Here is a 20,232-nt window from a genome sequence, read left to right on the forward strand (position 1 = left end):
CCTCCGGTCAGCCGGTCTCAGCGGAACTCGGCCAGGCGGGGACGGACACCGGCCAGGATCAGCCCGGCGACGAGGAGCGCGGCCACGGGCGGCAGCACGTCCCAGCCGCCCAGCCCGTCGTCGCCCGCCCGCACGGCCCGGTCGAACTCGTCGCGGTGCGCCTGGATCAGCAGGGTGAGCTGCTGGTCGTAGGTGTCGAACGCGGTGATCGCCCCGGACTGGCGGCCCATGCGCAGCTGGATCGCGCCCCGCCGGTCCCCCGCGGCGGCCAGCTCGCGCATGCGGCGGTCGTTGTCCATGACCCGCTGGTACGCCTGGACGGTCAGCCGCAGCCGGCTCTCCTCGAACTCGGCGAGGTTCTTGCCCTTCTCCTCGCCGAACAGGCCCAGCACCTCCACGGGCGGGCCGCTGGGATCGCGTTCGTAGCTGCGGACGGCGCCGGGCAGCAGGTCGTAGTACGTCTCCAGGTTGAGCGGGCGCTCCCCGGGGTCGACGTACAGCACCGACAGGGCCTTGTCGAGGAAGGTCTGCTCGTAGGTGTCGGCGCGGCCGGGGTCGAGCAGATAGCGGCTCTCGTCGGCGAACGCGCTGTGGCTGATCGCGCGGGCGCGGTTGAGCGCGAGGATGGAGTCGAAGCCCTCCTCCTTGGCCCGTTTCAGGTGCCCGGCCTGCGCGGACAGCATGGCCATGCCCAGGGCCACCACCGCGAGCGTGAGCACGGTCGCCAGCGCCAGCGCCGGGTTGACCAGCCGCCGGAACCGGCCGGCGAGGTAGATCTGCGCGGCGATCAGCAGCGCCAGCGCGAGCGCCCCGGCCAGGCCGACCCGCACCCGTCCGTCCAGCACGGCGTCCCGGTCGGTCTCGTAGGACTGCCGGACGGTGGCGCCGCTGTCGAGCGTGAGGTTGTACGCCCGGGGCAGCAGCTCCATCTTCATCAGGTCGGTGGCGCGCCGGTAGGTGTCGACGACGTTCTGCGGCAGCTCCCCGGCCGGGTGGGCGGACTGCCGGTCCAGCAGCATGGCCTCGCCGACGAGCCGTTCGTAGCGGCCGAGGCCGTCCAGGACCTCGCGGACGGTCCGGCGGCGCGCCTCGTCGCGTCCGGCGATCTGCGCGGCCTGCACGGCGGCCTGGTCGGCCTCGGCGCGGCGCTGCTCGTAGCGGCGCAGCGACTCGGCGCGGCCGATGCCGAGGTCGTGCTCGCGCCCGATCAGCAGGATGTCGGCGACCTGGGCGTCCATGTCGCTGAGCGCGAAGTACAGCGTGCCGGTCGCCATGACCTGCGGCCCGGCGTCGTGCCCGATGGTCTGCACGCCGTCGCGCGCGTTGCCGACCGCGGCCATCGTCACGGCCAGCAGCAGGACGACGGCCAGCAGCGACGCGGCCGTGTAGACGCGGATCTGGCCGGGGATCGTCCGCACGCTGGCCACCCTGAACCGTCGCGGGCGCCTGGCGGCGGCCTTCGCCGGCGGGGCGGGACCGCCGCCGGCGGGGGTGGCGACGGCCGGGGGGCTGCTCGTTGGCGTCGTCATGAGGGGCCTTCCCCGTGCGGGTGCAGGGTGATGGTCGTCCACGCGCCGAGGCGGATGCGGGCGGGCATGGCTCAGCCCTGCGTCCCGTCCGGCTCGGGTCTGGGGGCCGGGCCTGTCCGCACGGTGCGGACCGACCGCGTGTCCAGGGACAGTTCGTCGGCCTTGGAGACGTCCTTCTTCAGCCGGACGGTGCCGGTGGCGGGGTCGAGGACGTCCACCACCCGGTCCAGCAGCCCGGCGATCTGCTCGTTGCCGACCTTCTGGGCGAGGACGACGGCGCGGCCGAGCCGGGCCGTGGCGGTGTCCTCGTCGCCCTTGCGGCGGGCCTCCAGGCCCTCCTGGATCGCCTCGGCGAGCTCCTGTTGCCCGGTGTGGTGCGCCACCCGGGCGTTGATGCGGGTCGACTTGGCCTCGTCGTCGGTCCATTCGGCCAGGACGTTGCCCATGGCCAGCTCCCGCGCGGGCGCGTCCGGCGCGGCCCCTGGGACGACGAGCTTGACCCAGGCGGCGCGCATCTGCCGTCCGACGTCGCCGGGCGGCACCTCCACGCACAGGTGGTACTCGCGTTCCTCCCGGCCCCACGCGCCGAGCGGGTAGTCGCCGGTCTGCGTCCCGGACTCCACGCGCTTGCCGGTGAGGTCCTGCACGGTGGGCACCATCTGCTTGACGAACCGCAGCTTGGCGTGCCGCGGCGTCCACACCCGCAGCGCCACGTCGGCGACCTGCTTGCCCATGGCGGACTCGGTCATCTCGCGGAAGTGGTGCTCCAGGTCGTCGGGGTCGGGCACGTCCAGGAAGCTTCCGAGCAGCGCCGAGGTGATCTTGCGGAGCTCGGCGGGGTCCCAGTCGGTGCCGACGCCGCGCGCGTCGCACACGAACACGCCCGCGCACTGCGTCAGCGCCTCGTCGAGCTGCTCGTCGGTCTCGTGCTGGTTCTTGCCGTCGGTGAGCAGGATCGCGTGCCGGACGGCGCCGGGATGGTCGGCGAACAGCCGTCCGGCCATGGACAGCCAGGAGCCGATGGCGGTGCCCCCGGCGGCGTCCAGCCGGCCGACCGCGGCCAGCGCCCGTTCGCGCGTCACGGCCGACATGCGCACCAGCCGGTCCCCGCGCGGGAAGATCATGCGCGGCCCGTTGGCGCCCGCGATCACGGCGAAGTGCACGTCGTCGCGCATGACGTTGATGGCGGCGCGGGCGGCGCGTTTGGCGGCGGCCATCTTGCCGGAGTACGACATCGACCCCGAGGTGTCGATGATGATGATCTCCGCGGAGCCGGCCGCCGGCGCGGCGCTCCCGGCGGCCAGCGCCCCGGTCACCCCGGTCGCCCCGACGGTCACGATGGCGTGCATCTCCCGGCCGCCCGCGGGCAGGTAGGGGTTCTGGTCGACTCTGATCGTGAACTCGGGAAGGTCGCTCATGACTGCTCCCTGGTCGGTGCGGTCGGGGTGGGAGGCGCGGCGGACGCGGCGGACGGGAACGGGACGACGGCCACGGTGACGTTGTCGTGGCCTCCGGCGTCCAGGGCGGCGCGCACCAGGAGCCGGGCGGCGCCGAGGGGATCGCCGGACGCGTCGGGTCCGTCCGCCAGCGCGGCGGCGAGGTCGCCGGGCTCGGGCAGGTGGTTCCACAGGCCGTCGCTGCACAGCAGCAGCACGCCGGGACCGCCCGGCCGGAAGGCGGCGTCGTGCGGGTCGGGGGACGCGGTCGCGCCGAGCCAGCCGGTCAGCTGGTGCGCGCGGGGGTCGGCGTGGGCGGCGGCCTTGCTCATCGCGTTGCGCGACACCATGTGCGCCGCCCACGAGTCGTCCGTGGTCAACAGCGCGGAGGGACGCGACCCACCGGACGGCCCGGCCAGCCAGTAGGCGCGGCTGTCGCCGACCCAGCCGACCGTGATCTCCTCGGGGGTGACGACGGCCGACACGTAGGTGCAGGCGGGCGAGTCGTCGGGCCTTCCGCCGCCCGCCTCGCCGAGCCGCGCGACGGCCCTGCCCGACGCGGCGATCGCGGTCCGGGTGGCGGTGACGGGCGCCACCCCGGCCGACAGGGCGCGGGCGAGCACGGCCACGCCCGTCTCCGCGGCCAGGCGGGCGGCCTCCTCCGACCCCGGGACGGACGCGACGCCGTCGCACACCACCGCGCACACCGCCTCCGGCAGCGAGATCATCGCCAGGGCGTCCTCGTTGCGGGCGCGCCGCAGGCCCCGGTCGCTGATCCCGGCGGCCTGCGCGGGCGCCGGACGGCCTTCCGGATGGCAGGCGGCGGCCAGCTCGATCTCGACGTGCTCGCGGCCGCTGGGCTGGCGCAGCCCGCACTCCTCGCAGAAGCCGTCCTCGCTGATCGCGGTCGCCCCGCAGTCCCCGCAGGACGGCCCCTCGGGGGTGCGGCGGGCCCGGCGGGCGACCGACACCGACGGCTCGTCCGGCCGCACCTGCACCGGGTAGCGCGCCTGCGGCACCGCGACCGCCGGGGCCTGGGAGGCGGCGGCGTAGGCGGGGCTCGGCGCGCCGCACGCCTCGCAGAAGCGGTCGTCCTCGGCGAGGGGCTCGCCGCACCGGGCGCAGGCCGTCACGTCGCCCGCCCCGCTGCCCGCCTGCCCGTCCGCGTACGTCGTCACAGCGGCATCACAGCAGGGTCATCGGGCGGACGGCGTTGGCCCTCCGGACCAGCGCGTGCCGGTCCTCGGCGCCGTCGGCCAGCTTGGCCAGCGTGCGGTAGGTCTCCTCCAGCCTGCGGCGCAGCCGGGACTCCACCAGCGGGGTGCCGAGCACCTCGGCGGTCGCGCCGTTCGGGGCGGAGCCGTTCTGGGCAGGGGCGGTACGGAGCCAGGTCAGCGCGGCCTCCAGCACCTCGGCGGCGAACCGGGCGTGCCGTTCGGTGTCCAGCCGCAGGGCCTGCAGGCGCCGCGCCGCCCCGGTCAGGACGTCGGCGGTCAGCTCCTCGACGCGCCGTCCCCGCACCGCGGTCGCCACGGCCGCGAGCTGCGCGGCCAGGTAGTGGCTGGACACGGGGGGCACCGAGTCCAGGACGCGTTCGGCGCCCGCCCGGTCGCCGGTGGCCAGCCGCACGCGTGCCAGGCCGAACGCGGCGCTCACGTACGTCGGGTCGGTGCGCCAGACCGTCTCGTAGAAGCGGGCGGCGGGCTCCCAGCGGCCGTCGCACTCCTCGCAGAACGCCAGCGCCAGCTTGGGCGCGGTCTCGCCGGGCATCAGGTCGTACAGCTCGTCGAAGATCCGGCGGGCCTGCGCCCACTGCCCGCCCGCCAGCGCGAGCGTCCCCCGGTACCAGTCGACGCGCCAGTCGTCGGGGTGCCGGTCGGCGACACGGCCGAGCAGGCCGGACGCGTCCGCCAGATGGCCCCGTTCGATCCGCACCCGGGCCAGCGCCAGGTCGATCTCCAGCGAGGGCAGCGGCGAGGCGGCCAGCGCGGCGGCGAGGGAGTCCGGGTCGCGGGAGGTGAGCCCGGCCAGGAACGCCGACGCCGGATCGTTGTCGGCCACCTGCGGCACCGGCAGCGCGGCGACGGCCTCGGCGGGGTCGAGCGGGGCCAGCACGCCCGGCCCGCCCGCGATCGCCTGCACCGTGGTGCCCGCCACGCCGCCGTTGCGGACGGCCGGGCCGTTGCGGACGGCGGCGCCTGCGTTGCGGACGGCGGTGCCGATGTCGGCGATCTCCGTTCCGGCGGCGTCCCGCTCCGGCCCGAACAGCGTGGACAGGGCCGGGCGCGGCCTGCCGTCCTCGGCGGCCAGCACCTCGCGCAGCACCCCGGTGAGCTGCTCGGCCATCTCGGCGGCGCTCTGGAAGCGGGCCGCCGGGTCCGGGTGGGTGGCGCGGCGCAGCAGCCGGTAGTACGACTCCTCCCGCCGCAGCAGCGGCACCTCGTCGCGGGGCGGCAGGCTGCGCAGGTGCCGCCGGGTGTAGCCGCGGAACGGGAAGCTCAGCACCGCCAGCGCCCGGCCCACGGTGTACAGGTCGGAGGTGACCGACGGGCCCCGGTCGGAGATCTCGGGGGCCTGGTAGCCGGGCGTGCCGAAGATCGGGCTGTCGACGTCGAAGGCCCGCCGCACTCCGCCCAGGTCGATCAGCTTGAGCTGCTCCTCCGACTGGATGGCGTTGTCGGGCTTGAAGTCGCAGTACAGCAGGCCCACGCCGTGCAGGTAGCCCAGCGCGCGCAGCACCTCCAATCCGTAGGCGAGGACCTGCGGCAGCGGCAGCGCCGCCTCCTCGCCGTCCTGCGTGCGGCGCTGCAGCAGGATGTCCTTGAGGGACTGGCCGCCGACGTACTCCATGACGATGTAGCCGGAGTCCCCGTGCCGGACGAAATTGTAGATCTTGACGATGTTGGGGTGTTCCACCTCGGCCAGGAAGGCGCGTTCGGCGGCGGCCGCGGCCAGCGAGTCGGCGTCGCCGGTGTCCAGCAGGCCCTTGAGCACCACCCAGCGTCCGTTGACGTTGTGGTCGCGGGCCAGGTAGATCCAGCCGAGCCCGCCGTGCGCCAGGCAGCCGAGCACCTCGTACTGCCCGCCGACCAGGTCGCCGGGCTTGAGCTTGGGCGTGAACGAGAACGGGTGCCCGCACTTGCGGCAGAAGCCCTCGGTGCGGCCGGGACGACCGTCGCGGCTGCGGCCGACGGGCTCGTCGCAGCGGCTGCAGAACCGGCGCTTCTCCGGCACCTCCGGCCGCTCCATGATCGCCGAGGCGGGGTCGCGGTAGGGGACGGGCGGCACGTTCACCAGTCCCTCGCCCAGCGTGCCGCGCCGCGCGGAGCCGCCCGTGGCGCCGGACGACTGCGACCCCCGCCACAACGTCCGTCCCCCGCTGGACGGCCCGGACCCCTGCGAGCCCGCGCCGGACGGCTGCGTCCCGGCCTGCGGCGTGGACGGCCCCGGCGTCTGGGAGTTCGCCCGCGCCCCGGCCGTCCCACCGCTCCCGGCGCTCCCGGGCGACGGCGCGGCTCCCGCCGACCCCGCGCTCGACCCGCCCGAGCCGCTGCCGGCCGTCGGGGTCGTGACGGGCGGGGCGGCGAGCGGCCCCGAGGCCGGGGACCCGGCCGAGGGGGCCGGCCCCGAGGTCGGCCCGGTGGTCGGCCCGGTGGCCGGTGGGACCGTGCCTCCGGCAGGCGGGGCCATGCCGCATTCGTCGCAGAAACCGTCCTCACCGACGGTGCCCGAGCAGTCGGGCTGGGTGCACCGTGTCATCGCCCCGCCCCCGCCTCGCTCTCCCACACTTTGATCGCACGCTGATAATCCGCCACCGCCACCGTCGCCCGTCGCAGGTCGCACGGGGCTGACCACAAAAGGTCACGGGCCCTTTTGTACAGGGTCGTGAGCCCGTCGTCCTCGGCCAGGCCCAGCCGCGCGGCCTTGGCCCGGTACGCCTCCAGGCGACCGCGCAGCTCGCCGCGCCGGTCCAGCAGGCCCGTGCTGAGCCGCTGCTCGTCGCGGGCCTGCTCCAGGGCCAGGCGGGCCGCCGCGTCCAGCTCCGTGACCCGGCCGACCAGCTCGGTCCAGCGGCCCGCGCGGCGCAGCCCGTCCAGCGTCGCCACCTGCTCGCGCAGCGCCGCCGCGCGCGACGGGCCCGGCTCGGGCGGCACCGGAGCGGCGATCTTCTCCAGCGCCTCGTCCCTGGCGCGGGCCGCGAGCAGCTCGGCCTCCGCCACGCCGTCGACGGACGCGCGCAGGTCGGAGACGCGCCGCTCGTAGTCCTCCTTGAGCCGCACCGCCTCGCCCAGCGACTCGCGCAGCGCGTCCAGCGCGGCGCGCAGCCGGTCGAGCCGGGAGGTGTCGGCCCGCCCGTCCCGCACCAGCGACAGCGGGTCGGTGCGGGCGAGCTGGCCGAACGCCGTCAGCTCGCGCCCCAGCCGGTCGACCTCGGGACGCCGCGCGCCGTCCAGCGCCTGCGCCAGCCGGGCGGCCTCCCGCCAGTCGCTCTCCACCTCGTCCAGCGGGACCAGCAGCGCCGTCCACGCGGCGTCCGCCGCGGCGACCACCTCGACCACCCGGTCGAACGTCTCCGACATCAGGGCGACGGCCTCGCCGAGCGTCAGCCGCCGCCGGTCCGGGCCGAGCAGGGTGCGCCGCTCCAGCGGGATCTCGCTCTCGGGCGCCTCCACCGACGGGCCCGCCAGCAGCTCGCTCAGCTCCGCCAGCGTCGCCGGGTCGGGACGGCTGCGGCGGGCCCGCAGCCGCTCGGCCGCCTCCACCACCTGCTGGCAGGCGTCGAACAGCAGCCACAGCCGTTCGATGCGGCGCTGCGCCTCGTCCCAGCGCCGCCAGGTCTCCCCCGTCAGGACGGCGCCCTTGAGCAGCCGGAACCCCTGGTGCGCCTCCACTTCCAGCAGCGAGTCGGCGATCCGCTCGTGCTCCTCGCGCAACGTCCGCAGGGCATGGTCGACGCCCTCACGGCTCATGGGCGCGGCCGCCCCAGCCCCGCTCTCGTTCACGTCCGCTCCGCGCTCGATCCGGCCCGGCCCCCGCTGGATTCGCTGCCCCGCCCCGTCCCCCCGCTGGGCGGCCCGGGAGCAAAAGACCACCCTCAGCGTCAAGAATCCGGCAGGTGCTTACCAATCAGTGTGATCGGTGACACTTTCGGGCACAAGCGGTGGTCATCACACGACCTCCCTTCTTGTTTTCGGGAACGACCTGGTGTGAGCTTGCGTTTGCGTACATGAGGCAGTCCAGAGAGGAGTTGAGCGTCCGCAGTGTCGGACCCCAGTCATAGACCCGGTGCCCCGCGGTGAGCGCGGTGCTGGGTGTGCTGGCCGTGGTGCTGCTCACCGCGGCCACCGGGTATTTCGTCGCTCAGGAGTTCGCCTACGTCGCCGCCGACCGGTCGCGGCTGAGCCAGGCCGCCGAACGCGGCGACAAGGCCGCCGCGCGGGCCCTGAAGGTCCTCGGCCGCCTGTCGTTCATGCTGTCGGGCGCGCAGCTCGGCATCACCATGACCACGCTGGTGGTCGGCTTCATCGCCAAACCCGCCCTGGCCGAGCTGATCGAGCCGCTGCTTCCGCTGGTGGGCGTGCCCACCGGGGCGGCCGGCGCGATCGCCCTGGCGACCGGCTTCGTCCTGGCCACCCTCATCCAGATGCTGCTGGGTGAGCTGTTCCCCAAGAACCTCGCGCTGGCCCGCGCCGAGTCGCTGGCCCGCGCCCTGGCCTCCTCCACGCTGGTCTACCTGACGGTGTTCGGCCCGCTGATCCGGCTGTTCGACAAGTCGGCCGAACGGCTGCTGCGGGCGGTCGGCGTCGAGCCGGTGCAGGAGCTGCACGGCGGCGCCACCCTGGAGGAGCTCGGCGACATCATCGGCCGCTCGCACAGCGCCGGGCACCTGCCCGCCGACCTGTCCGGGCTGCTGGAACGCGCCGTGACCTTCGGCGAGCACACCGCCGACGAGGTGATGGTGCCGCGCACCCGCGTCCGCGCGCTGTCCGGCGACGCCCCCGTCGCCGACCTGGTCGAGCTGATCCGCCGCACCGGCCACACCGCCTACCCCGTGTACGACGGGGAGGTCGACGACGTGATCGGCGTGGCGGGCGTGCGGGAGGTCGCCGACGACGGCCTCGACCCGGCCACCCCGGTCCGCGAGATCGCCCGGCCCGCCCTGCTGATCCCCGGCAGCCAGCCGCTGTACGGGGTGATCGAGCGGATGCGCGAGACCGGCGAGGAGTTCGCCTGCGTCGTCGACGAGTACGGCGGCCTGGCCGGCATCCTCACCTTCGAGGACGTGGCCGAGGAGCTGGTCGGCGAGATCACCGACGAGACCGACGTGCGCGAGAGCGCCCCCGCCGCCGCCCCCGACGGGTCGTGGCTGGTGGACGCGGCCAAGCGCATCGACGAGATCGTCCGCCTGACCGGGCTGGCCCTGCCCGAGGACGAGGTGTACGACACCCTCGGCGGGCTGGTCATGGCGCGGCTGCGCCGCCTGCCCTCGCCCGGCGACCGGGTCACCGTCGACCTCGACCCGGCCGGCCGCGTCGAGATCGAGGTGGTCACCGTGGCCCGGCGCGTGGCCCGCCACGTGCGGCTGCGCGTCCTCGCCCCCGACCTGGCGGCGGTGGAGTCCTGATGGACCCGATGACCACCCTGCTGATCACCGTCCTGCTCCTGCTCGGCAACGGCTTCTTCGTCGCCGCCGAGTTCGCGCTGGTCGCCGCCAACCGCGGCCAGCTCGAACGCGCCGCCGCGCGCGGCAGCCGCCCGGCGGCCGCCGCCGTGGCCGGGTCGCGGGAGCTGTCGCTGATGCTGGCGGGCGCCCAGTTCGGCATCACCATGTGCTCGCTGGGCCTGGCGATCGTCACCGAGCCGGCGTTCGAGCACCTGCTGGAGCCGCCGCTGCACGCGCTGGGCGTCCCCGACGCCGGTTCCAAGGCGATCGCGTTCGCCACCGCCCTGGCCGTCGTGACGTTCCTGCACATGGTCATCGGGGAGATGGCGCCCAAGTCCTGGGCGATCGCGCACCCCGAGCGCTCGGCCGTAATCCTGGCGCTGCCGTTCCGCGCGTTCGCCAAGATCTCCCGGCCGATCCTGTCGCTGCTGAACGAGACGACCAACGCGCTGCTGCGCCTGGTGCGCATCCCGCCGCGCGACGAGCTGGAGGAGCACACCGACCCGCAGTCCCTCAGCCACCTGGTCGGCGAGTCCCGCCGCCTGGGCCTGATCGGACGGCACGACCACGAGCTGCTGCGCCGGGCCATCTCGGCGCGGGAGGTCACCGTCGACCACCTGGTGGTCCCGGCCACCTCGGTCACGACGATCGCCGCCGACGCCACCGCGGCCGACGTCCGCCGCGTCGCGACCGCCAGCGGCCACAGCCGCCTGCTGGTCCGCGCCGGCGACGGCACCGTGGCCGGCATCGTCCACGTCCGCGCCGCCGTGACCAACCCCGACGGCACCCGCACCGCCGCCGACCTGGCCCACCCGGCCCCGGCGCTGGTGGCGGGCACCACCGTCCTGGACGCGGTCACCCGGATGCGCCGGGCCCGCGCCCAGCTGGCCGTGGTCAACTCCCCCGGCGGCGACTACATGGGCATCGTCACCCTGGACGACCTGCTGGCCGAACTCCTGGCCGCCAACCCGCACTGACCCGCACGAGGAGTCCCGCCCGCGCCCCGCAGCGCGGGCGGGACTCCGGTCTTTGGACCCCGGATCTTCTCGATCGCTTGCGGCGGCACCGGACCGATGATTAAGTTGCGATCACGGTGACGTAACGCACCGGCACGGGTTCGCGCTCCGCGGGCTCCGATGCCCGGTGTCCACCGGCCACGACCTGGCATGCATTCGACTGCGTTTCCTCGCAGCGTCGTCCGACTTCGCCCTGTCCGCGTCTCGCGGGCTACCTCGGCGGTCTCTCGGCACCGGACGCGTCCCCTGGACGGTTCCGGCCCGGTCGGTGACCGCCCTGGCGCGCTCGGACGGGATTCCTCCCGCTCCGCGTCGAATGAGGTCGTATGCGTGCCGGTCGTCCCCGCCATGCCCGAACCCGTCCCAAGCACTCATTCCGCCTGCCCCGCTTCCTGAGAGGCGGGCGCGGGCTGCTCGCCGCCGTCCTGTCCTGCGTCCTGCCGACGGCCACGGCCATCGCCGTCCTCTACGTCCGGACGCCGCTGCCGACCGAACCGCAGGCCGGCGCGGCCGACGAGGGTTCGACCGTCTACTACGGCGACGGCCGGACCCCGATGTTCCGCCTCGGCGCCAACCGCGAGGTCGTCCGGCACCACCAGATCCCCGACCATCTGCGCTGGGCGGTGCTCGCCGCCGAGGACCGCGGCTTCTACACAGGCCACGGCGTCTCCCCCAAGGCCATGCTGCGCGCCCTGATGAACAACGCCTCGGGCGGCGACATGCAGGGCGCCTCCACGATCACCCAGCAGCTCGCCCGCAACTACTACAAGGGGCTGAGCCGGGACCGCACGCTCGGACGCAAGGTCAAGGAGCTGGTCGTCGCGGTCAAGATGAACCGCGACCGTCCCAAGGACGAGATCCTCGACCTGTATCTCAACACCGTCTACTTCGGCCGCCAGACCTCCGGCGTGCAGGCCGCCGCCCGCGCGTTCTTCGACAAGGACGTCTGGCAGCTGACGGTCGCCGAGAGCGCGCTGCTGGCCGCCATGATCCAGCGGCCGGAGTACTTCCGGACGCAGGGCGACGACGCGCCCGCCCGCGCGCTGCGGGCCCGCTGGAAGTACGTGGTCGACGGCATGGTGGCGATGGGCCGCCTGGAACGCGCGGCGGCGGACCGCCTGCGTTTCCCCCGCACCCGCCGCGAATGGCAGGGCGTCAACCTGACCGGCCAGGACCTGCTGGTCCGGCAGCGGGTGCTCGACGAGCTGGAGACGCTCGGCATCCCGGCCCAGTCCGTCGTCAACGGCCGTCTGAAGATCTACACCGGCCTGGACAGGCGCTGGATGGCGTACGCCGAGCAGGCGATGCGCCGGGCACGCGAGCCGGAGTGGCCGCAGCGGGTGCGCGGCGGCCTCATCGCGGTGGACCCGGCGGACGGCACCGTGCGGGCGCTCTACGGCGGCGACCCGGAACGCACCCAGCACGACAGCCTGTTCACGCCGGTGGCGCAGGCGGCGTCGGGGTTCAAGCCGTACGTGCTGGCCGCGGCGCTGCGGCGCGGGTACAGCGTCCGCTCGGTGGTCAACGGCGACGCCCCGCAGAAGTTCGCCCCCGACGGCAGCCTCACCCCGCTGAGCGCCCCCGGCTACCTGGTGGACAACGACGAGAAGATCGGCTCCGTCGGACGTGTCGATCTGGCCACCGCCACCGCCCTGTCGGTCAACACCGGTTACGTGAAGCTGGCCTTCGAAGCAGGGCTGTCGAACGTGGTCGACACCGCTGTCGATCTCGGTTTCCCCGCCGAGGCGCTGAAACCGTTCCGCGGCCAGGCGGGCATCGCCCTGGGCATCGCGGACATCTCGGCGGCCCACCAGGCGGCCGGGTACGCGGCGTTCGCCAACGGCGGCACGCCCGTCACCCCGCACCTCATCACGAAGATCGTCGACGCGCGCGGCCGGACCGTCCCCCTGCCCTGGACCCGGCCACGCCGCCGCGTCCTCACCACCGAGCAGGCCGCGCAGGTGACGTACGCGCTGCGCAGGACGGTCACCACGGGCACCGGACGCGACGCGGCCCTGCCCGACCGGGAGGCGGCGGGCAAGACCGGTTCCACCGACCGCCACCGCGCCGCCTGGTTCGTCGGCTACGTCCCGCAACTGTCCACGGCGGTGGTGATGGCCGACACCCAGGGCCGCACGCTCAGGAACCTGCCCGGCCACCCCGGTGAGGTGAGCGGCGAGACCGGCCCCACCCGCATCTGGCGTTCCTTCATGGAGAAGGCGACCCGCGACCTGCCCGTGGAGCCCTTCCCGACCCCGGCGTTCACCGGCGAAGCCCACAACTGGGACACCGACCCACAACACGCACCCCCACCGGCCACCAGGTCCTCCCCCAGTGCGTCATCACGGGCCGCGTCGTCACGGGCCACGAAGCCCGTCACCCCACGCCCCGAATCGACCGCACGCGGCCTGGGCAGGACGCCGCCCAAGCCCTCGGTACCGCGCAGGTGAGCGCCCGGCGGCCACACTGATCATGTTCGAGTAGGGTCGGAGTTATGCGTTGACCCCTGCCCGGCAGCCGGGCACCACCATCACCTCCTTCGTGTCAGCCATCGGAATCCCGAACCCACGAAGGAGAACCCGCACATGCACATCGACGTGCCGGACGCACTGGTCGCGTCCTACGCCGAGCACAGCGACGCGTCCGTACGCGCCTGGATCCCCGCGCTGCCGGGGCTGGTCACCGACTTCCTGGACCGCTGGTCGCTGCGGCCGGACGGACCTCCGGCGCACGGCATGGCGTCGCTCGTCCTGCCGGTGACCCGCGCGGACGGCGTACCGGCCGTGCTCAAGCTCCAGCCGGTCACCGAGGACAACGCCGGAGCGCCGATCGGGCTGCGCGCCTGGAACGGCGACGGCGTGGTGCTCCTGCTCGACCACGACCCGGCCACCGGCACCATGCTGCTGGAACGGCTGGACGCGACCAGGCCGCTGTCCTCGGTGGCCGGGGACGACGCCGACCAGATCCTGGCCGAGCTGCTGGCCCGCCTGGTCGCCGTGCCCGCCCCGGACGGTCTGCGACACCTGGCCGACGTCGCCGCCGCCATGCTCGACCAGGTGCCGCACGCCGTGCCGGCGCTGCGCGACCCGGCCGAGCGGGAACTGGTGCGGACCTGCGCCTCGGCCGTGGCCGAGCTGGTCGGCGAGCCCGGCGACCGTCTGCTGCACTGGGATCTGCACTATGACAACGTCCTGGCCGGGCAGCGCGAGCCGTGGCTGGCGATCGACCCCGAACCGCTCGCCGGCGACCCCGGGTTCGACCTGCTGCCGGCCCTGGACAACCGCTGGGACGAGGTGGTCGCCTCGGGCGACGTCCCCCGCGCGGTGCTCCGCCGCTTCGACCTGCTGACCGAGGTGCTCGACCTGGACCGGCGACGCGCGACCGGCTGGACGCTCGGCCGCGTCCTGCAGAACGCGCTGTGGGACGTCGAGGACGGCAAGACCGCGCTCGACCCGGTCCAGATCGCCATAGCCACGACCCTGCTGGACCGCGACCGCCGTCGTGCTCATGGGTGAGGAGTGCCGTCTAGGTTTCGGTCCGCTCCTCCAGCCGGCTGCCGCGCGGCAGGGTGACGGCCATGATGGTGCTGGGCGTGTCCAGCTCGATCCGGTGCCATCGCCCGCGCGGGACGATGGCGACGGTTCCGGCCATCAGGCTGATCTCTTCCTCCTCCTGTCCCGGCCGCTCCGGACGGAGGTAGAGGCGGATCTTCCCGATGAGGCAGGACACGACCTCCTCGGCCTCGGGGTGGACCTCCCAGTGGCCGGCGTGGACGTCGGCGTCGGTCTTCGCGTGGAAGGCCCGCAGCCGCCAGCCGTCCTGGTCGACGTCGGCTGTTCTTCTGTCGGCGCGGATCCTGCCGCCTTGCTGAAGACGGATGGACGACGCGAAGAGATCGATCGGGATGACGGCCAGGCCGGGACGCCCTTCCTGCGGTGATCTTCCATCGGCTGGGCGGGGGCGGCCGAGCCGGTCGGCCACCCCGCCTCACCGAGCCAGGCCACGGCGCAGCGCGTCGCCGAGTGCGGCGATCTGCCGCTGCGACACCTCGGCGGACAGGATCGCCTGCGATCCGTGGAACGTGCCGGGCCACTGGTGCAGCTCGACGGACACGCCGGCCTGCAGCAGGCGCAGCGCGTAATCGATGCCTTCGTCGCGGACGGGGTCGAACTCCGCGGTGGCGATGTAGGCCGGCGGCAGGCCGGACAGGTCGGCGGCCCGCGCCGGGGCGGCGTACGGCGTGGCGGGCACGGACCCCAATCGGCGGCCTGGCGTCCCACTGCCACCACACCCAGCCGTCCCGCCGCAACGGCGCCAAACGCAGCGGCGGCAACGGCACCCGCAACCTCTGACCGTCCGCAGGGACGATCTCGAACGTCCCGTTACCACGGTCGTACAACCGCCACCCGCGACGCCCCAGGTAGTAGCGCAGAAGAACGCCCCCCACCGCCGTCATGGCCTCCCCTCCTGGGAACGGCACACGCAGTCGTACAGGAAGTGGCACCGGTGGGACGCCTCCGGCGGCCTCGGGTCGGCACCGTGAACGTTCGCACGCTGGCGGGCACGGAAGATCTGCTCACCGATGTGCGCGGGCGTCCGCCCCTCGACAAGGCGCCCCGCATACAACGCCCACCAGCGCCGCGTGTAGCAGCCGAACCACACCTGCACCCCGGGAAAGTTGCGCTCCAGCACCGCGATCTCCCTCTCCCACGCGCCAGCGTCCTGCTGATAGGCGTCAGACACGGTGTCCTCCGTTTGTGTCGGGGAAGGGCCGCACGGCCCGGCGGCGAACCCCGGCATGGCCGGGCCGTGCGGCGGCGGGCGGCATCTCCCCACATGACCGCCCGCTGAGGGCCGCGCGCATATGGGGGGCGAGTGCGCGCGGCAAGTCCCTGCTGTCTGTGGGGTGTGACGTTCGTGGCTTCATAAATCGCGCCAGATGAACTCGGCCCACATGGTTTGGCCGTCGTCGTCTACGACGTGGCCGAAATTGTCGGCGTATGCCTCGACGATGAGCAGGCCGCGACCGTACTCAGCGATCTCGTCCGGCATGCCGAGCCTCTGCCAGCCGCCGGTCCCTGGGTCGGATACGGCAACGCGCGTGTACCCGGCGCGGACGGTGACGGCGACGGTGATTTTGCCGCCATCACCACCACTGGGTGTATGGCGCAGGGAATTGGTAGCGAGTTCGCAAACGACAAGTTCGGCGTCGTCGGTGCGGGGGGTATCACCGAGCAGTCCTCGCACGAACGCTCTGATCGCCGGCACCATGGACGGCAGCCCCGGATAGGTATGGGTCCATTCCATGGCGCGACACCTCTCAGCGTGATCGATTGTTGACTCTCAGCAACCTGAGTACTCAGCTTGACAACCTGAGTACTCAGGTTGTCAAGCTGTCCTGAGCAACCGCTCGCGACCGTCAACTCGGAGTTCCTATGCAGCCCGCCTACCTGCGGATCGCCGATGATCTGCGGCGCCAGATCGTCGACGGAAGGCTGGCGCCGGGTGACAGGGTTCCCAGTCGGCACCAGCTCGCACGGCAGTACGACGTCTCCGACCGTGTCGCCGTGGAGGCCGTGCGCCTGCTGATCTCCGAGGGTCACGTCGAATCACGGTCGGGGTCGGGCACCTACGTGCGCCGACGTCCCGCCGTGCGTCGGCTGACGCGCTCCTGGTATCGCGAGGCCCGCGGCCGGGCCGGGAGTCCGTTCCGTGCCGACATGGAGGCGCAGGGGCGCGCCGGGACGTGGCGATCGAGTTCGCAGAGCGACACGGCCCCGCCCGCGGTCGCGGAGCGACTGAACATCGCCGAGGGCGATCCGGTGATGCGCACCCGATACGTGTTCCTCGCCGACGAGGAGCCCGTCATGCTCTCCACGAGCTGGGAGCCACTGGAGCTGACCCGCGGCACTTCCGTCATGCTCCCCGAAGAAGGCCCGCATGCGGGCGCCGGTGTGGTGGCGCGGATGCGCGCCATCGGCCACGAGATCGGCATGGCGAACGAGGTCATCACGGCACGCTCGATCACTGCGGCCGAGGCCGAGGAGCTGGACGAGCCGGTCGGCTCCATCGTGATGGTGATCCACCGGACGTACGCGACCGCCGAGCGGCCTGTGGAGACGGCCGACATCATCGTCCCGGTCGACCGCTACGAGCTGTCCTACGTCATTCCTGTCGAGTGACGCGCTCGTCTGCTGCAGGGCGGTGGATTTTCAGAGTGGTTCAGGCCAGGGCCTCGGCGATCGCCGTGCGGTCCTGGTACTCGCGCCAACGCACGATGCGTCCGTCCCGAGCCTGCAGGACCACCACAAACCCGGCCTGTGCTCGTGTGCCACCGCCCGGCATGGTGGCCATCATCTGGTATTCGGCGATGATCACCTCGGGGTCGGTGGTCTCGTGGATCACCACGTCCCGGAATTCCTCGAACACGAGGGGGAGAGCCTCGCGGCCCGCCCGGGTCATGGCCATGACCTTGTCCCGGCCCTCGATCCTGCGGTGCCCGGCGGGGGCGAACGGCTGTTCCACGACGACGTTCTCGGCCAGCATCTCCTCGTCCAAACCGGCCGCACCGGCGAGGGCGTTGTGCTGGAAGCGGGCGAACAGGTCCCGTGGGGTCGGCGTGGACATGGGGCGATCCCTTCGGAAGCACCTAACATGAGTGGCGACTCATGAAAAGTATGAGTCTCGACTCATCTTGTCAACGAGTGGACGAATGACACCGAGCAAGCCCATGCGCGCCGACGCCCGACGCAACCGCGCCCGCATCCTCGCCGCCGCCGAAGAGGCGTTCGCCGAACGCGGCACCTCCGCCTCGACCGAGGAGGTCGCCGACCGCGCCGGCGTCGCCATCGGGACCGTCTTCCGCCACTTCCCCACCAAGCGCGACCTCCTCGCCGCGATCATGAAGGAAGTGCGGGGGAGTCTCATCGACAGGGCGGAGGCCCTCATCGCCGACGGCGATCCCGGCACCGCGTTCTTCGACTACTTCACCTTCCTCGTCGAACGCTCGACCAAGGTCGGCACCGTCGTGAGCCTCCTCGCCGAGGAGGGCACCCCCATCGAGCCGGGTGAGCAGATCAGGGCGCTCACCCACACCTTCGGCTCACTGCTGGACGCCGCCCGAGACGCCGGCACCGTCCGCCCGGAGGTCCGCCTCGATGAGGTCATGGCCCTTCTCACCGGCACCGTCCACGGCGCCCTGGCCGCCGGTTGGTCCGACGACCTCCGCCACCGGACGGTGACCCTGATCCTGGACGCGCTCCGCGCCCACTGAAGCCTCCGTCTCCGGCTCTGCGAGGTTCGTCCGGACGGGACAACTGCACCGGCTGCCCGCGGCAGCGTCAGCGTGGGACGAATCCCTGGCAGAGGAAGTTGGACGGGCCGTTCTCGTTTGGGCAGTCGCCAGGGCGGAATGCGCGGACGCCCTTCTTCGGGGCCTTGACGAGAGAAGTACCGCAGCACCAGCACGGCCCGTTTGCGCGCGAGCAGCGCCAGCAGGGCCCGTTCCAGCGCCAGCCGCAGGTCCACCTCGTCGCTGCGGTCGGCGGCGACACGTTCCGGGGGCGCGGCCACCGCCGACTCCCTGCGGCGCCGCCGCCAGCGGTTGATCTGCTCGTGGTACATGGCGCGACGCACGTGGGCCTCGGGGTTGTCGTCGACGTGCCGCCACCGTGCCGCGGTCTTGGTCAGCACCGACTGCAGCAGATCCTCGGCGGCGTGCTGGTCGCCGGTGAGCACGTAGGCCAGGCGCATGAGGCTGCCCGACCGTGCCGCGACGAACCGGGTGAAGCTCTCCCGGGACTCTGGGTTCACCGGGCCTCCCTCCTGTCTCCCTCACAGACACAGGAGGCCCGCGCCACTATGTCACTACCGCGAAATTCGTCAGACGAGTGTCGGGGCGCCGAGGCCGCGAGGAGTCCCGGTGAGGTCGGCCGTGTGAGTGTCGCCGCGGCGTTCATGACGCGGCCGTGCGGCTTTGGAGGCGGTGCCGAGTATGCGCCGCGCAATGGGGAATTCAGCCATTACATGAGGTGAGGGGCAGGATTCACTCCGCGTCGTGGACGAGGGGCCGCAGGGGGGCGCGGCGCCCGCAGTGATTCCTCGGGCACGCCGGAACCTGGCCCGCTGGATGTGCGGCGGCGCCGTCACGTCGCGCGCCGGACACGACGACAGGACAACGATCATGGATTATCCGTTGCTCAACGCGTTCCTGACGATGCTGTGGCTGTTCCTGCTGGCGCTGTGGTTCCTGCTGCTGTTCCGGGTCATCACCGACGTGTTCCGCGACGACTCGCTGAACGGCTGGGCGAAGGCCGGCTGGACGATCTTCGTCATCGTCCTGCCGGTCGTCGGTGTCCTGACGTACCTGATCGTCCGGGGCAGGGGAATGGGCGATCGCGAGATCGCTTCAATGCGTGCGCGCGAGGCCCAGTACCAGGCGGCCATGGGAGGTCGCGCCGCGAGTCAGGCGGAGGAACTCGGCCGGCTCGCCGCGCTCAAGGATCACGGCGATCTCACTGCGGAGGAGTACCAGCGCGCCAAGACCAAGGTTCTGGCCGGGTGAACCGCGCGGCCGCCGGCACCGGCGGCTTCGCCCTCGGACGCCCGGTCGAGCCGCTCGACCGGGGCGGATGCCCAAGCGGCGGACGGCCTGACCGGCCGCGGTGCGCGATCCGGGGCCGGGCGACGGAGGGCGCGCGGTCGTGAAGCGACGTCCATGACGGGCCCCGGGACGCCGACCGGCCCACGCGGTGAGCGAGGACGCAGGCGCGTGGGATGGGCGGTCTCGGCCGTGAAGGTCCGGGTGGCCGCCGAGCGTCTGCGGGCGAGCGAGGCGGGACGGCTGTGGGGACGGCTGACGGCGGTCGACTTCTTCGCCGGCTCGTTCCAGCTGGCCGCGCTGGCGATCTTGTGCTTCTTTCCGTTCCTCATCGTCGTGACCGGCGCGGCCGGGCGTGACGTCGCGGCGGTGGTCGCCGGCTGGCTGGGGTTGGACCAGCCGGCCGCGCAGGCCGTGGCGGCCCTGTTCAGGCCAGGTCACCGGTCGGGCACCTTCACGGTGCCGAGCGCGTTCCTGCTGGTCCTGGGCGCCGTGGCCGTCGCCGGGACCCTGCAGAGCTGGTACGAGAGGGTGTTCGACGTCCCGCACCAGGGGTGGCGCAGTGTCGCCGCCCAGGTGTGCTGGCTGACGGCGCTGCTCGCCTACTGCGCCGTCCAGGCGACGGCCGGCCGGATCATCGGCCCGGTCGGCGGGACGGTGGCGCAGGCTCTGCTCGGCCTTGTGCTGGCGACGCTCTTCTGGTGGGGCAGCATGAAGGTGTTGCTCCTGGGCGCGATGCGATGGCGCGCCCTGTTCCCGTCCGCCCTGGCCACCGGGGTGTGCTGGGTGGGACTGGGGGTGTTCTCCGCCCGTTACTTCTCTGCGCAGATCGTGGCCAACCAGCAGATCTACGGCTCTATCGGCGTCGTTATGGTCATCCTGTCCTGGCTGGTGGCGGTGGGGGTGGTCATCCACCTCGGGGCGCTCGTCGGCCGCCTCTACGCCGAGCGTCGTTCCCGGCCTTCCTGACCGGGAACGACGCTGTGCC

The 20,232-nt window shown here is 73.1% G+C and carries 19 protein-coding genes and 1 pseudogene; 9 read left to right on the forward strand and 11 right to left on the reverse strand.

What is annotated here, in order from left to right:
• Positions 1-17: 17 nt before the first annotated feature.
• The 4 genes from ABZ801_RS00170 to ABZ801_RS00185 form a co-directional block, all read right to left on the reverse strand.
• Positions 18-1,418, reverse strand: coding sequence for a hypothetical protein (locus ABZ801_RS00170; RefSeq protein ID WP_344958755.1), 1,401 nt, complete (start codon positions 1,416-1,418; stop codon positions 18-20).
• 182 nt (positions 1,419-1,600) lie between these two features.
• Positions 1,601-2,947, reverse strand: coding sequence for a VWA domain-containing protein (locus ABZ801_RS00175; RefSeq protein WP_360690568.1), 1,347 nt, complete (start codon positions 2,945-2,947; stop codon positions 1,601-1,603).
• Complete coding sequence (locus ABZ801_RS00180) at positions 2,944-4,143, reverse strand: protein phosphatase 2C domain-containing protein (RefSeq protein WP_360690571.1); 1,200 nt, start codon at positions 4,141-4,143, stop codon at positions 2,944-2,946. Before ABZ801_RS00180 ends, ABZ801_RS00175 begins: the two co-directional genes overlap by 4 nt.
• A 7-nt stretch (positions 4,144-4,150) precedes the next feature.
• A complete protein-coding gene (locus tag ABZ801_RS00185; protein WP_360690574.1) occupies positions 4,151-6,331 on the reverse strand; it encodes a tetratricopeptide repeat protein in 2,181 nt (726 codons plus the stop codon).
• Here ABZ801_RS00185 and ABZ801_RS00190 point away from each other — a divergent pair.
• Positions 6,300-6,758 carry a hypothetical protein gene (locus tag ABZ801_RS00190; RefSeq protein WP_360690577.1) on the forward strand — a complete coding sequence of 153 codons (459 nt, stop codon included), beginning with the start codon at positions 6,300-6,302 and terminating at the stop codon, positions 6,756-6,758. The two genes, ABZ801_RS00185 and ABZ801_RS00190, sit on opposite strands and share 32 nt — an antisense overlap.
• On the opposite strand, the gene ABZ801_RS00195 is transcribed toward ABZ801_RS00190, so the two are convergent.
• Positions 6,721-7,968, reverse strand: coding sequence for a hypothetical protein (locus ABZ801_RS00195; RefSeq protein WP_360690580.1), 1,248 nt, complete (start codon positions 7,966-7,968; stop codon positions 6,721-6,723). The two genes, ABZ801_RS00190 and ABZ801_RS00195, sit on opposite strands and share 38 nt — an antisense overlap.
• 293 nt (positions 7,969-8,261) lie before the next feature.
• Between ABZ801_RS00195 and ABZ801_RS00200 the strand changes: the two genes are divergently transcribed.
• From ABZ801_RS00200 to ABZ801_RS00215, 4 genes are all read left to right on the forward strand, one after another.
• A complete protein-coding gene (locus ABZ801_RS00200) occupies positions 8,262-9,590 on the forward strand; it encodes a hemolysin family protein (protein ID WP_344958745.1) in 1,329 nt (442 codons plus the stop codon).
• Positions 9,590-10,606 carry a hemolysin family protein gene (locus tag ABZ801_RS00205; protein WP_344958743.1) on the forward strand — a complete coding sequence of 339 codons (1,017 nt, stop codon included), beginning with the start codon at positions 9,590-9,592 and terminating at the stop codon, positions 10,604-10,606. The genes ABZ801_RS00200 and ABZ801_RS00205 overlap by 1 nt, the downstream gene beginning before the upstream one ends.
• A 365-nt stretch (positions 10,607-10,971) precedes the next feature.
• Entirely contained in the window at positions 10,972-13,095 is a 2,124-nt protein-coding gene (locus tag ABZ801_RS00210) for a transglycosylase domain-containing protein (RefSeq protein WP_360690584.1), read from the forward strand.
• A gap of 135 nt (positions 13,096-13,230) precedes the next feature.
• A complete protein-coding gene (locus tag ABZ801_RS00215; protein ID WP_360690587.1) occupies positions 13,231-14,160 on the forward strand; it encodes an aminoglycoside phosphotransferase family protein in 930 nt (309 codons plus the stop codon).
• A 10-nt stretch (positions 14,161-14,170) separates the two neighbouring features.
• Here ABZ801_RS00215 and ABZ801_RS00220 read toward each other — a convergent pair whose 3' ends face one another.
• From ABZ801_RS00220 to ABZ801_RS00235, 4 genes are all read right to left on the reverse strand, one after another.
• Positions 14,171-14,626, reverse strand: coding sequence for a cupin (locus ABZ801_RS00220; protein ID WP_360690591.1), 456 nt, complete (start codon positions 14,624-14,626; stop codon positions 14,171-14,173).
• Between the two features lie 6 nt (positions 14,627-14,632).
• Positions 14,633-14,896: an alpha/beta hydrolase fold domain-containing protein gene (locus ABZ801_RS00225; protein ID WP_360690594.1), complete on the reverse strand. Its 264-nt coding sequence runs from the start codon at positions 14,894-14,896 to the stop codon at positions 14,633-14,635.
• 201 nt (positions 14,897-15,097) lie between these two features.
• On the reverse strand, positions 15,098-15,388 hold the full coding sequence (locus tag ABZ801_RS00230) for a hypothetical protein (protein WP_360690597.1): 291 nt from the start codon (positions 15,386-15,388) through the stop codon (positions 15,098-15,100).
• Positions 15,389-15,568: 180 nt separating this feature from the next.
• A complete protein-coding gene (locus tag ABZ801_RS00235; protein WP_360690600.1) occupies positions 15,569-15,952 on the reverse strand; it encodes an ATP-binding protein in 384 nt (127 codons plus the stop codon).
• 128 nt (positions 15,953-16,080) lie between these two features.
• Between ABZ801_RS00235 and ABZ801_RS00240 the strand changes: the two genes are divergently transcribed.
• Complete coding sequence (locus tag ABZ801_RS00240) at positions 16,081-16,827, forward strand: GntR family transcriptional regulator (protein ID WP_360690603.1); 747 nt, start codon at positions 16,081-16,083, stop codon at positions 16,825-16,827.
• Positions 16,828-16,867: 40 nt separating this feature from the next.
• On the opposite strand, the gene ABZ801_RS00245 is transcribed toward ABZ801_RS00240, so the two are convergent.
• Positions 16,868-17,272, reverse strand: coding sequence for a nuclear transport factor 2 family protein (locus tag ABZ801_RS00245; RefSeq protein ID WP_360690606.1), 405 nt, complete (start codon positions 17,270-17,272; stop codon positions 16,868-16,870).
• Between the two features lie 85 nt (positions 17,273-17,357).
• Here ABZ801_RS00245 and ABZ801_RS00250 point away from each other — a divergent pair, with 85 nt between their 5' ends.
• On the forward strand, positions 17,358-17,918 hold the full coding sequence (locus tag ABZ801_RS00250) for a TetR/AcrR family transcriptional regulator (protein ID WP_360690609.1): 561 nt from the start codon (positions 17,358-17,360) through the stop codon (positions 17,916-17,918).
• Between the two features lie 320 nt (positions 17,919-18,238).
• Here ABZ801_RS00250 and ABZ801_RS00255 read toward each other — a convergent pair.
• Positions 18,239-18,397, reverse strand: a pseudogene (locus tag ABZ801_RS00255) (SigE family RNA polymerase sigma factor); the annotation flags it as partial.
• Positions 18,398-18,701: 304 nt separating this feature from the next.
• Between ABZ801_RS00255 and ABZ801_RS00260 the strand changes: the two are divergent.
• Positions 18,702-19,208 carry a PLD nuclease N-terminal domain-containing protein gene (locus ABZ801_RS00260; protein ID WP_360690612.1) on the forward strand — a complete coding sequence of 169 codons (507 nt, stop codon included), beginning with the start codon at positions 18,702-18,704 and terminating at the stop codon, positions 19,206-19,208.
• A 207-nt stretch (positions 19,209-19,415) separates the two neighbouring features.
• Positions 19,416-20,213 (forward strand): YhjD/YihY/BrkB family envelope integrity protein, encoded by a 798-nt coding sequence (locus tag ABZ801_RS00265; protein WP_360690616.1) that lies wholly within the window; start codon positions 19,416-19,418, stop codon positions 20,211-20,213.
• Positions 20,214-20,232 lie beyond the last annotated feature (19 nt).

Origin of the sequence: Actinomadura sp. NPDC047616, from assembly GCF_040642915.1 — a bacterium.
In the GTDB taxonomy this organism is placed as follows: Bacteria; Actinomycetota; Actinomycetes; order Streptosporangiales; family Streptosporangiaceae; genus Spirillospora; species Spirillospora miaoliensis.